Source organism: Rahnella inusitata (assembly GCF_965118895.1).
Taxonomy (GTDB): domain Bacteria; phylum Pseudomonadota; class Gammaproteobacteria; order Enterobacterales; family Enterobacteriaceae; genus Rahnella; species Rahnella inusitata_A.
Genome location: NZ_CBCPJJ010000008.1, coordinates 322115 through 334970 on the forward strand (window position 1 = coordinate 322115; position 12856 = coordinate 334970).

Consider the following 12856-nt stretch of genomic DNA (forward strand, 5'->3'; position numbering starts at 1 on the left):
CACGCTTATTCCTGATCGTCTTCGTGCAGGCGACGACGGCTTAACGTGCGCAGGCCGGTCCACAGCAGAATAGCCGCCAGAATCACCACGATCACGGCCATAAAGGCCAGTAAAACCGGATGGGTGGCCAGCGCATTCCAGACGCGCTCCCACCACGGCAGATGCCCGACGTAATAGGTATCGCCGACGCGCAGGCTGTTGGTGCCGGAATCACGCACTACCGCCACGGAGCCATAAATCAGCGCGCGCTGTTTGGCATCCTGCAATGACGTGTTCAGCATGTCGAAGCCCTGCTGACCGTTGGCCATCAGGGCCACCACGCTGCGCTGATCGAAATACGGTGACTGTAAACCGACTACCGCGGCAATAGGCCCCTGCGCGGTAATTTGCGCGCTGGCATCGACGCGGGCGTCGCTGGCCGGCGCGGTGTTATCCGGCAACGGCGTTTGGCGAATAGGTGTGTTGATAGCATCCCGTGCGGCGTTAATCAGCAGGTTGGCTTTCTTGTCATCCCGCATGCTGTCATCACGTAAATCGGCAGGCAGTGCGCCGATCACCAGCAAATCAGCATCTGTCGTTTTGGCTTTCGCTGCATCTTCCGTGAGGCCGACACCCAGTGCCGGATAACCGGTCAGCGCGCCAATATTCCCCATTGCATTTAGCAGCGTGGTCAGTTGCACCGGCTGCGGCTGCGGCTGAACTAATACCAGCGTCTGGGACAAATCTGCCATCCGGCTGAACGGGAAACCGGCGTTGGCAAATGCGCGCAGATCCGGCATCGCCATAAAGTGACGGTAACCGGAGAAATCAATGGTCGAGCTGTCGTCGATCACTACGTGATTTGGCACTGTCGTATAGGTTTCGCAGCGCCCTTCTGTGCCGCTCGCCAGCAGCGAGGTGTAATCAAAATCAAAGCGCATCTGGTTGACCGTACCGAGTTTCAGCGCCGGAATATTCAGGTCTTTACTGCCATCAAGCAGCCCCTGCAACAGCGACAGATGCAACAATTGTGAATCTTCATCGTGACCGGTTTTAAGCGTCAGATCCTGCATAAACTGGTTATTCAGGCTGATGCTCAACCGCGAAGTATTTTTCAGCTGCGGCGAGGTGTAGCGGTACTTGAGCCGCATATCAATGCCTGAACTGCTGATGAGGAACAGATCCGGCGGCAGATTAATATTCAGAGTGATCGGGTTCGGCTGAATACCGTCCGACTGTAGCTGCTCGGCGTACTGTTTCAGTTCTCCGAAATTCATCGGGCGGTCGGTACGCACCCAGTTTGGCGCATCGTAAGGCTGACGCGCGTGAATCTGATCGACTTTATCCACGCCCACGGTCTGCCCGCGGAACAGGATATTACCCTGCGCAATCCCTTTCACAGCGGTCAGCAAATCCTGATCATTGCGACCGAGGATCAGCAGCATTTTGACGTACGGATTATCCGGATGACTCATCATCTCCACTACCGGTCCTTTCACCGGCGGCAGATCTTTGAGGAAATCAGGACGCTTATCGTTGGTGGCGAAAATAACCCCGTGGCTGTCCGGCAACTGGTTATACAGCGTCGGGAACGACTGACCACGCCACTGCGCCTTGGTACCGAACCACGAGGCCAGAATAGCCGCCGCCTGTTGTTGTGTGGCATCCGGCGACGCCGCAAAGACCATCGGCAGATCCAACGGACGGCTGTCGCGCGCATCGAAGAACGGCACCGGGAAATGTGCCAGGTCGTTACTCAGCGGTAACTTCTGGTATTGCAGGCTGAGCGAACTGCCCTTGCCAAGCTCCAGCCACAGCGTGCTGTTGGCCGGGTTCTCACAGATGTTCTGATAATGGCCGATGAACTCCAGACGGATGCGGTTGAAGTCGGTGACGTAGCGCGGATCAATCGCCATTTGCAGGTGGTTTTTCTTACCAAGCTGTTCTTTATCGATGACTTCCACGCCCATCAGCTGATCGTTGAGATACACCTTGAGGTGCGACTGTACCGGAATAAGCGACGGCGACGGCGTGAATTCCAGATTCAGCGTCGCCTGCGTCACCACTTCATCGCTGCGCACGCCGAATTCAATCTGTCCGTTGGGCTGAATGCCGCGCAAAGTAATCGCGCCCGGCGTCGGCGCCACATCGGCGAACGGCAACGTCAGGCTGCGCACCGGCGCGCCGGGGATAATCATCGGATTAACCGCAGGCGCCACCATCGGCAACGCCACCTGAGGTGTGCTGATGTCCGCCTGAGGTAAAATGACCGGAGCAGGCTCGCTGAATGCGGGTGCCACAGATCCCAAAGCCAGCGTCATCAGCGCAGAGGCCACAAAAGTCGTCAAAGGAAGTCTTTTCATTATTTTGTCATCATCAGGGTTGATTCATCAGGCTGAACGGACAGCGGCGGATTACGTGGGGCAAAAGACAATAGCCAGCTGCCAACCGACTGGGTTTTCGCGGCCAGCGGACGGTAGCGTTGAGGGGCGATATCCAGCATCCGCAAATAACCGCGAATACCCAGCCCCAGCACTTCCCGCAGACTTTCCATTGGCTTGTCTTCCGGGAAACTGTCCTCACGCAATACCCAGCTGTCTGCCCGGGCAAACGTACATTGAATGAAATCGATGTGTTGTTGTGTGGTTAACGGCTGCAACTGCATACCGATGCTTTTACCGAACACCCGGCTGACCTGCACCGGGAAAGCATATTCTTGCAAACCGCGATGCAGAATTAAAGTGACATTGTCACCAGCATTAAAATAGCTGGCGCTGTCGGTTTCCAGCCCGACGCCGTTGTCGGAGTAGTCCTGTACGGTACAGACATAAAGGTGGCCATCAGGTCGCAGCAAGGAGGCGGGCATTTTGGCTTCGACGCGATGCGCCTGACGCACCTGCTTGGATTCAAACGCCACGGCAATGGCGCCTCCCAGAATAATCATGTTGTAAATCACCCAGCCCATGCTCACCAGCACGGTCAGCATTTCATCTGCCTGGCCGTAAATCATGCGATAAATACCGAAGAACAGCCCGGCCAGATTGAGAAGCATCAGCACCTGATAAGGTCGGCTGATTTTCCAGTCCACGTAGGCATGCTTATTCAGCCCTCCTTTGGCGGTGACGTTAAACGTCCCGGCATGGGGATTAAACAGCGCCACGGTGGTCGGCCGGGCGATATACCAGGCCAGCACGGTTTCATAGATCTCATTCCAGAAGGAGTGGCGGTATTTCCCCTGCACGCGGGAGTTAGTCAGGCTGGCGTGGATCATATGCGGCAGCACGTAAAGCGCGATAGCAAAGGCCGGCGCGTAAATCACATAGGCATGCATCAGCAGAAACGCCAGCGGCGCAGTGAGGAAAATAAGGCGGGGAATACCGGCCAGAAAGTGCATCATGGCGTTGGCATAACACAGTCGCTGCGCCAGTTTCAGCCCCTTGCCGAACAACGGATTATCCAGACGGAAGATCTGCACCATACCGCGCGCCCAGCGGATCCGCTGACTGACGTGCGCCGCCAGGCTTTCCGTCGCCAGCCCGGCCGCCTGCGGAATACGGATATACGCCGAACTGTAGCCGTGGCGATGCATCCGCAGCGAGGTGTGCGCATCCTCGGTCACCGTTTCGACCGCAATGCCGCCGATTTCATTGAGCACATCGCGCCGCAGCACCGCACAGGAGCCGCAAAAGAAGCTGGCATCCCAAAGATCGTTGCCGTCCTGCACCAGCCCGTAAAACAGCTCACCTTCGTTTGGCGTGCGACGCATGCGCCCGAGGTTACGTTCAAAGGGATCCGGCGAGAAGAAGTGATGTGGCGTCTGCAACATGCTGAGTTTTTTGTCTTTGAAGAACCAGCCGACCGTCAGTTGCAGGAAAGAACGGGTCGGCACGTGGTCGCAGTCAAAAATCGCCACCAGCTCACCCTTCGCCTGTTTCAGGGCATGATTGATATTTCCCGCTTTAGCATGCTCGTGGGTTTCGCGGGCGATGTATTTAATCCCAATCTCATGAGCAAAATCGGCAAATTCCTGACGATTGCCGTCATCAAGCAGGTAGATTGTCAGCTTGTCGCGTGGCCAGTCCAGCCCCAGTGCGGCATACAGCGTCGGTTTGACTACGCTGAGGTCTTCGTTATAAGTGGGGATCATCAGATCAACGGTTGGCCACGTCGAGACATCGACAGGCATCGGCACGGGCTTACGGTTCAGCGGCCAGATGGTCTGGATGTAGCCCAGCACCAGCACCGTCCATGAATAGGTTTCGGCGAACAGCAGCAGCAAGCCGCAGGTCAGGCTCAGAGGATCGTCCCAGTTGAGGGTCGAGGTATAACGCCACCAAAGATAGCGGCAGGAAATGGTCAGCGACAAAACGATCATCATCAGCGCCGGAAAACGTCCGGGAATGCGGCGGATCAGCATCGCGATGCTCCACAGCAGCACCACAAAAACAAACTGCGCCGTGTAACCGAACGGCTGCGAAATACAAAACATCGCCAGAACCAGCGCCACAATACCGGCCAGCAGCATCAGTACTCGTTTCGCCGCACGATTGAGCGTACTCACACGGCGGATGACGCGCGCCTCCAGCGGATTCTGCTCCACCTGAACCGGCAGCGTTTCCAGCCAGCCATAGATTTTGTCACGCAGCTGTTGCGGCCAGCGCACGTAGGTAAAACGTTCACGCACACCGTTAGAGGGAAGAATGACCAGCAGCCACAGGCTTTGCAGCACATAGCGCAACGGGTCAGCGAACTTCGGGTGTTCGGCAGAAATCTGCGGATACCAGCGCGTACGTTGTGCAATGACGCGCTGCCATGAAGGCGATTCAAAGCGTAAGAATAGCCAGCCCGCGGCAACGCAAAACACCATGACGGCGGCAGCGCTGCGTGATGCGTGATGGCTCCGGTACTGACGATAACGCGCCTGCAATGCTGACATCACCGGTGGCAACAGCAACAGGTTCAGCAGGCGGCTCATACTCTGGCACTCCGCGGATCGTTTTTGCTGCGCAAATGCAGTAAGCACCAGCTCGCCAGCGTATTTAATTCGCGGCTGATTTTGCTGTTAGCATTCCACTCGCCCACCGGCTGCTTGGCCGCGAGCGACTCCGCCATGGCTTCATCACGATGCAAAATCGTCGGGACGAGCGGCGCCAGCGTCTCCTGCCACAACAGCAAAATATCCTGTTGCAACTGGCTGGAAGTGATGAACTGATTGACCAGATAGCGCCCATTTTGCGGCAACGGATGCTGATGCAAACGGACGTGAGACTGTGTGTCGGCATGGAGCAAAATCAACGTGCTGTCAGCCACCTACTGTGCGGGGAGCGGATCCGCAGACGGCGAGTCGATGAGGATCCAGTCATACACACCGGTATTTTTAAGCTGCGTGATGGCCGCTGGCCAGTCGAAGTCGTCAACCTGAACGCCTGAAGGCGAAACGTCACCGTGGGGCAAAAAATCCAGATGGGAGTGATAACGCATCGCTGCCTTGTGCCATGCATCCCCGGCACGGTGGGCAGATCGCCATCCGCGTGCCTGCTCAAACGGCATACCAAAATGCAGACGCAACATGTTTTCCGGTGAAAAGTCGATCACCAGAACCTTTTCATTCAACTGTGCCAGAGCCCAGGCCAGCGCGGCAGTGACCGACGTGGTGCCGGTCCCTCCACGAAAACCCTGTAACGCGATAACAGCCATACTTATTTTTTCTCCGCGTCAGGGGACGACAGTTCATCAAGTCTTGCCAGTTCGGCCAGTAATGGCCAGCGTGACATCAGCTGCGGAATTTTTTCTTTACGGGCGATATCGACATAATTTAATTCGGAGACAGAAAAAAGGTGACTCAGTGCAAAGAAATCATCGTCTTTACCCGGTTCGGATTCGTCTGAGTCTATAATATTGGCGTTCACTCTTTCCCCTCCCTGCATTCACTCAAAAACTGACGCTCTGCTCCCGCCAAATTTCAGCGGGGCTTTAGGATTTTTAGTATCAAACATTATTGTGAAGATTTATGATTATTTAATGTAGCAATGATAGAATTTATTATACTCACATTTATCAAAGTGTCCCAAGCGGGTTTCCGTCGAAAATGAATATAAGCAGATTAACTCTATGGCACTCTCCTTTTCATTGGGCATGACGCAATTCTGGAATGGATTAGCGGAAATGCAAAATCGGGGTTTTTACTGGGTCAATGCGGACAGCCAGGAGGCGGCGTATCGTTTATGCGGTCAAGTTCTTGAGGCACAGCAAGGCGTTGCACCGGTCAATGTTCTGTTTTCGGAGCACAATTTAATTTGCAATGATCCTGAAAAAAAACTAGCCGAAGATGACGTTCTTTTCACCGCTTTAAAAGAAACGCCTAAGCAAATTTTTTATTATCAGCTGGCCAATGGAAAGAAAGCCTTGCTGACATTACCGGCGGATATTAATCGTATACGCCACACACAATCCTCACTGATGATTTTATTGCTGCCCGCCAGTTCATGGCTGACGTTAAACGATAAACAACTGACCCGCTGGATGCAGGGAATCAGCGACTCAGCCGATAATAAAAACAGCACCTGTCTTATTCTCTGCTACGGCGCGGGTATTAATGCGTTAAAAACCCAGCTGCATTTATACCACCGTCAAATAAGCGGAGTAGCCGAACTTAAAACAAATATTGAACCGAATCAGTGGGCCGTGTCGTGGTGGCATGACAATATTGCGTCCGAAGCCAATACGCTTTACCCGCTGAGCGTGCGAAAAACCGGCTGGGAAATCCAGAAAAATATTCCCGCGTCAGTGGCTGAACAAACCGGCGATGACCAGTGGATGTTACTGGCGGAACGCTCGGTGCTCGAAGGCGCCCCCCGCTTTCTGAACGCTGGTTCCTGTTCGATGATAATGCCGCGCTGGCAGAACGAGCGGCACATGCCCGCGTGGCAACGGTAATTTTTGCGCTCAGTGGCAATGACGAAGTGGAAGTCATGGCGCGCCAGATCCACCGCCTGCGCATACAACGCGGCAATGGATTGAAAATCGTTATTCGCGAAATGAACTCCTCGCTGCGCTATATCGATCAGCGTTTGTTGCAAGCCTGCGGGGCAAATCTGGTGGTTCCGCACGCGGCGCGCCTCTCCAACTTCCTGACCTTGCTCGACGATTTGCAAAACCTCAGCTTCAGCCGCCATGTTCCGCAAGATATTGAGGTGCTGCTCGACAGCCGTTTACCCACGCACCATAAAGGCTATCTGCCGCTGCCGGTGTTTTGCAGCGTAATGAAAGATATCTGGGCGCATGCCTCTCTGGCGACCGAATCGCGCGGGATCCTTATCTCCCTGCGACCGGCCATCGGCATCAACCCGCAGCAGGCGATGTCACTGTGTTCGCTGCGCCGCGACGGCGACATCCTGACCGTCACGGAAAAACATCTTTATCTGTTCCTGTCCAACTGCCTGGTCAGTGATGTCGACAGCGTGCTGGCGTTTCTCTTCAATCTGCCGGTCAAAGACGTTTTTACCAGCCAGACTTTCTGGAGTCAGGAAACGGATATCCGGACCGAAGTCCGCCGTCTGGCCGCCAAACCGCCGATGGTGCAGCCGGTCATGGCTGCCGAAGCCTATACAGCGCATAAAATCGAACCGCTGAAACGCGCCCCGGTGCATCAGCCCGTTCCCATTACGCTGGCCATCAGTGATGCGCCGGTGATAAAGACACCGGAACTCTGACATGAATATCAGCGACATCATTGAGATTTTTATTGTTGCGGCGTTCCTTTTTATCCCGCTTGGTTATGCGCTGCGCAGCCGTGTGCCGCGCTGGAAAAATCAGTTGGCCGCACGTTTTTTCAAACCGCGCTATTTAACACCTATCACTATCAGCATGGTCAATAAGCACCGCCAGCGCGCCGCGCAGGCAGAAGCTTCTCCTGCTACAGGGAAATCCAAAACGTCATTATGAAAGCATCGCAATCTTCTGCACCGCGTTTGCGGGTCTGGCAATCCTGGCGCGGTCTCGGCGCCTGGAACTACTATTTTTTGCTCAAATTTGTCCTGCTTTGGCAGGGTTATCTGAATTTTGATGCGCTCGGCAACCTGATTTTCGCCGCCGCGCTGTTATTCCCGTTGCCTTCTTTACGGGTGCACCGCTGGCGTCAGTGGACTGCCCTGCCATTCGGGCTGGCATTGTTGTATCACGACACCTGGCTGCCGGGCTGGCGTTCGATTGTCAGTCAGGGCGCGGACGTTACCGGTTTCAGTATGGGCTATTTGCTGGAGCTGGCTGACCGCTTCATCAACTGGCAGTGGATCGGCGTCGGTTTCGCTCTGCTGGTGGGTTATCTGTTCGTCTCGCAGTGGATCCGCCTGACGACCTTCACCGTCGCCGCGCTGCTGTGGGTGAACCTGAGCTTCCTCATCACCCCGTTCCTGGCCTCAAAGCCGGTGACGGCTGCGGTGCAACCGACCGTCACCGCACAGCCGGTTGCTGCGTCCGGCACGGTGAATACGGTTAACGGCCCGCCGACGGATGCCAACCTCAGCGCCTATTTAGAGCAGTTTTACCAGAACGAAAGCCGCCGGACGGTACGTTTCCCGGACGCCCTGCCTGCTGACGCGCAGCCTTTTGATCTCCTGGTTATCAATATCTGTTCACTGGCCTGGGCGGATCTGGACGCGGTTAATCTTTCCACTTCCCCGCTGTGGTCGCGTTTTGATTATGTGTTCAGTAATTTCAACTCGGCGACCGCCTACAGCGGCCCGGCGTCAATCCGCCTGCTGCGCGCCAGCTGTGGTCAGTCATCGCATCACAATTTGTATCAGGCCGCCGGACAGCAGTGTTATCTGTTCGACGATCTGGCGCGTCTGGGCTTCACTTCCCAGCTGGCGATGGATCACACCGGCGAGTTCGGTAATTACATCGGCAACCTGCGCGATGACGCCGACATGAAATCTCCGCTGATGTCGCAGGCGGGGCTCGGCCATGAGCTGACCTCTTTTGACGGTTCGCCTATCTTCAACGACGGGCAGTTATTCACCCGCTGGCTGGAGAATCAGGAAAAAGCCGGTACCGCGCGTACTGCGACGTTCTTCAACCTGATCCCGTTGCACGACGGCAACCGTTACGTCGGTAGCAACAAAAGCGCCGACTACCGCAGCCGTGCCACAACCCTGCTCAACAATTTGAATGCTTTTATGGATCAGCTGGAAAAATCAGGTCGTAAAGTGATGCTGGTGGTGGTTCCGGAACACGGCGCGGCGCTGGTTGGCGATAAAATGCAGATTTCTGGCCTGCGCGATATCCCAAGCCCTGGCATAACCCACATCCCGGTCGGCGTGAAGTTCTTCGGAATGCAGGCGCCGCACAGTGCCTCACCGATAAAGATCGACGCGCCAAGCAGCTATCTGGCCATCGCTGAAATGGTGTCCCGCGCCGCAGACGGTAAAGTCTTCACCAGTCCGTCGATGGACTGGAAAACCTTCAGCGCCAACCTGCCACAGACACCGCTGGTTTCAGAGAATGAAAACGCCGTGGTGATGGAATATCAGGGGAAGATCTACATACGGTTGAATGGCGGAGGATGGGTACCGTACCCGAGTTGATTGTGCGGAGGCCACCGCACACTGGGCGTTGAGATTCAACTTCAACTTGAAAACCTTGAATTTGAATTCAAACGCCCCCGCGGCCATCACCCTAAATAGTGATATTATTCCCACATTCAATTACTTCCCCCGGATATCACCATGTCTGCTCCACCGGATTTACTCCGTCTGAACGATGTGTCATTCACGCTCAACACTACTCCGCTCCTTGAGCCCGTCTCGCTCACCCTTAATCCCGGTGAATTCACCCTGCTTACCGGCCCGTCGGGCAGTGGCAAAAGTACCTTGCTAAAAATCATGGCGTCGCTGCAAACCCCGACCGGCGGGACGATTCTGTTTAAAGGTGAAGATATCAGCCGCATTAAACCGGAGACTTATCGCCAGCGGGTGTCCTATTGCTTCCAGACGCCGTCACTGTTTGGCGAAACCGTGCGGGACAATCTGGCGCTGCCTTATCAGATCAGACAGAAAAAAGTGGACGAAGCACTTCTGCGCGCCTGGCTGAAACGGGTGCATCTTTCACCTGAAATCCTGAGCAAAAATATTCAGGAACTGTCCGGCGGTGAGAAACAACGCATCGCCCTGCTGCGCAATCTGCAATTCCTGCCTGACGTGTTGTTGCTCGATGAAATCACCAGCGCACTCGATGAAGACAACAAAGAAAATATCAACGAGATTATCGCCAGTCTGGTGGAGGACAAACAGCTCGCGGTGCTGTGGGTGAGCCACGATCAGAATGAAATACGCCACGCAAAAAACGTCATTACGTTATCCCATTCCACGCACGAGAACGCCGTTCATGAATCAGCATAATATTACTAATGAATCCCTGGCGCTGGCGCTGATATTGGTGGTCGTCGCCCTGCTGGTCAGCAGCAAAGAAAAACTCGGGCTGGAAAAAGACATCATCTGGAGCGTAGCGCGGGCGATCGTACAACTGGTGATTGTCGGCTATGTTCTGAAATACATATTCGATCTCAATAATGGCTGGCTGACCGTGTTGATGGTGCTGTTCATCTGCGTGAATGCCGCGCTGAATGCCAAAAAACGCAGCCGCAATATTGATAACGGTTTTGTGATTTCGTTTGTCGCGATTACGGTGGGCACCACGCTGACGCTGACAATACTTATTCTGACCGGTTCGATTGAGTTTCTGCCGATGCAGGTCATCCCGATTTCAGGCATGGTGGCCGGGAATGCAATGGTGGCGGTGGGGTTGTGTTACAGCAATCTGAACCAGCGTTTTCTGGATAATCAGCAAAAAATTTTGGAGATGCTCAGCCTCGGCGCATCGACAAAAATTGCATCCGGTCGGATTATTCGCGACAGCATTCGTGCAGCGATGATCCCGACCGTGGATGCGGCAAAAACCGTCGGGATTGTCAGCCTGCCAGGCATGATGTCCGGGCTGATTTTTGCCGGAATAGACCCGGTGAAAGCCATCAAATATCAGATAATGGTGACGTTTATGTTGCTGGGCACCGCAAGCTTATCGACCATTATCGCGGGTTATCTGGCCTTTCAGCGTTTCTACAACGACCGCGCGCAATTGCGCAGCCTGAAATCCTCGTAATCCCCTTTTGCGCCCGGCCATTGCGGGCGCATTTATCATCTCATCGCTACAAATCGGACAGAACCTGCCGCAGATTTATTTCTCCCGTATCCGCGTCATCAAGGTCTAACACACCTTCCAAATCGTCGAGATGCTCCAGCATAATTTCCGCTGCCTGCGCGGTGTCTCCCGCTTCCAGCGCGTTGATGATCGCTTCGTGCTCATCGCACTGGCAGGAAGGCACTTCGTTACGCTGGTAAAGCGCCACGATAAGGGAACTGCGCACCATCAGATTCGACAGAATTTCACTCAGTACGCTATTGCCACAAATCTCACCGAGGATCAGATGAAACTCGCTAAGCTCGCGCACGATAGCACGGCGGTCTTCTGATGCGGTGGCCACACGTTCGTTACGCATATGGCTGATGATGCGCTGACGATGAGTCCGCATTACGTCCGGTGTAATGCTTTCGACAATTGCCCGCTCGATGGCGCGGCGGGCGATAAACACTTCGCGGGCTTCTTTTGCGGTAGGCTGAGACACCATCGCGCCACGGTTGGGTTCGATGGTCACAATGCGCTGCATGGCCAGACGCTGGAGCGCCACCTGAACGTGGTTGCGATTTGCCCCCAGCGCTTCAACCAGCTGAGACTCCACCAGGCGTGTTCCGGGCCGCAACCTTTGCTGGCCGATGGCTTTCGAGAGGATTTCGGCAATACGCTGAACTTCCAGCTGTTTAGCGGTTGTGGTGTTTGTGCTCATGGAATGGGATATAGCCTCTTATGCAGGTCTGTCTTTCTACGCAATATTTGCGACTAAATTAGCACTCTTTGTTCAGGATTTCAGTCGTAAATCATGCACAGGATTGTTACAAAGCCTGCACATTTCCCTCACCACACTTATCGGTGAGACATATCAAAGCACTGCCTCCCCGATTTTCCGGGAAGACAGTGTCAGAACGGAGGGAAATGAAGACGAGGGGTTACAGGGTGACTGCATCTCTGACCGGTGTATCTCCGCCGCGTAACTCCCACTGTTTGCCGATGCTTGACGGCGTTTGTAATACGGCGACCACCACCAACGCCACATCCTCACGGGTCACTTCGCCTCTGCCGGCATGTTCGTTTAAGGTGATAAGCCCGGTGGCGGCATCATCGGTTAACGGCCCAGGACGGATGATCGTCCAGTCCAGCCCGCTTTTGCGAAGTTCAATATCGGCATCGCGTTTGGCTTCAACATAGGCTTTCCAGACCGGGTCGGTATCCGGCTTGAGCGGCTCATCCACACCTATCGCTGAAATCTGCACATAACGGCGTATCCCTGCCAGCTGCGCAGCCTGCGCCAGAAGGACAGAGCCCGCGTAATCGACGGTCTGTTTGCGTTCAGCTGTAGAACCGCCTCCGGCGCCGGCGGCAAACACAACGGCATCCGCGCCTTTAAGCCCGTTCGCCAGTTCTTGCGCGCTGGCATTTTCGATATCTACAAGCACAGGGTCTGCACCCAGCGCTTCCATCTGCGATAACTGTTCAGGTTTGCGCACGATGCCGATTGCTTCCAGCCCCTGCGCACGCAAGTGTTTGATGATCAGTTTGCCTATCTGACCGTGTGCTCCCACGATTGCAACTTTAGTCATTACGCCTCCTGACGTTTTTCATTCCAGTTTATTTCCCTTTAACTGTAGCACATCGAATTTGACGCTTTGTAAGCGAGCGGAGCCGCCCCTGTGATTTTTTTCGCCGG

9 protein-coding genes and 2 pseudogenes are annotated in these 12856 nt (G+C 54.7%); 5 read left to right on the forward strand and 6 right to left on the reverse strand.

Going from position 1 to position 12856, the window contains the following annotated elements; genetic code table 11:
• Nucleotides 1-5 precede the first annotated feature (5 nt).
• From bcsB to bcsR, 4 genes and pseudogenes are all read right to left on the reverse strand, one after another.
• On the reverse strand, nt 6-2342 hold the full coding sequence (gene bcsB, locus ACMHLI_RS07335; protein ID WP_413528879.1) for a cellulose biosynthesis cyclic di-GMP-binding regulatory protein BcsB: 2337 nt from the start codon (nt 2340-2342) through the stop codon (nt 6-8).
• Complete coding sequence (gene bcsA, locus ACMHLI_RS07340) at nt 2342-4954, reverse strand: UDP-forming cellulose synthase catalytic subunit (protein WP_413528880.1); 2613 nt, start codon at nt 4952-4954, stop codon at nt 2342-2344. Before bcsA ends, bcsB begins: the two co-directional genes overlap by 1 nt.
• Nucleotides 4951-5676, reverse strand: a pseudogene (gene bcsQ / locus ACMHLI_RS07345) (cellulose biosynthesis protein BcsQ). Before bcsQ ends, bcsA begins: the two are co-directional and overlap by 4 nt.
• A gap of 2 nt (nt 5677-5678) precedes the next feature.
• Nucleotides 5679-5888 (reverse strand): cellulose biosynthesis protein BcsR, encoded by a 210-nt coding sequence (gene bcsR, locus ACMHLI_RS07350; protein WP_413528881.1) that lies wholly within the window; start codon nt 5886-5888, stop codon nt 5679-5681.
• 256 nt (nt 5889-6144) lie between these two features.
• Here bcsR and bcsE point away from each other — a divergent pair.
• The 5 genes and pseudogenes from bcsE (at nt 6145) to fetB (ending at nt 11136) form a co-directional block, all read left to right on the forward strand.
• Nucleotides 6145-7691 (forward strand): annotated as a pseudogene (gene bcsE / locus ACMHLI_RS07355) (cellulose biosynthesis protein BcsE).
• A 1-nt stretch (nt 7692) separates the two neighbouring features.
• Nucleotides 7693-7923: a cellulose biosynthesis protein BcsF gene (gene bcsF, locus ACMHLI_RS07360; protein ID WP_413528882.1), complete on the forward strand. Its 231-nt coding sequence runs from the start codon at nt 7693-7695 to the stop codon at nt 7921-7923.
• Entirely contained in the window at nt 7920-9563 is a 1644-nt protein-coding gene (gene bcsG / locus ACMHLI_RS07365) for a cellulose biosynthesis protein BcsG (RefSeq protein WP_413528883.1), read from the forward strand. The genes bcsF and bcsG overlap by 4 nt, the downstream gene beginning before the upstream one ends.
• Before the next feature lie 141 nt (nt 9564-9704).
• Nucleotides 9705-10376, forward strand: a complete 672-nt coding sequence (gene fetA, locus ACMHLI_RS07370; RefSeq protein WP_413528884.1) for an iron efflux ABC transporter ATP-binding subunit FetA — start codon at nt 9705-9707, stop codon at nt 10374-10376.
• Entirely contained in the window at nt 10363-11136 is a 774-nt protein-coding gene (fetB, locus tag ACMHLI_RS07375; RefSeq protein ID WP_413528885.1) for an iron efflux ABC transporter permease subunit FetB, read from the forward strand. Before fetA ends, fetB begins: the two co-directional genes overlap by 14 nt.
• 46 nt (nt 11137-11182) lie before the next feature.
• On the opposite strand, the gene ACMHLI_RS07380 is transcribed toward fetB, so the two are convergent.
• Together ACMHLI_RS07380 and ACMHLI_RS07385 are read right to left on the reverse strand one after the other, a co-directional pair.
• A complete protein-coding gene (locus tag ACMHLI_RS07380; RefSeq protein WP_413528886.1) occupies nt 11183-11878 on the reverse strand; it encodes a GntR family transcriptional regulator in 696 nt (231 codons plus the stop codon).
• Between the two features lie 220 nt (nt 11879-12098).
• A complete protein-coding gene (locus tag ACMHLI_RS07385; protein ID WP_413528887.1) occupies nt 12099-12749 on the reverse strand; it encodes an SDR family oxidoreductase in 651 nt (216 codons plus the stop codon).
• Nucleotides 12750-12856 lie beyond the last annotated feature (107 nt).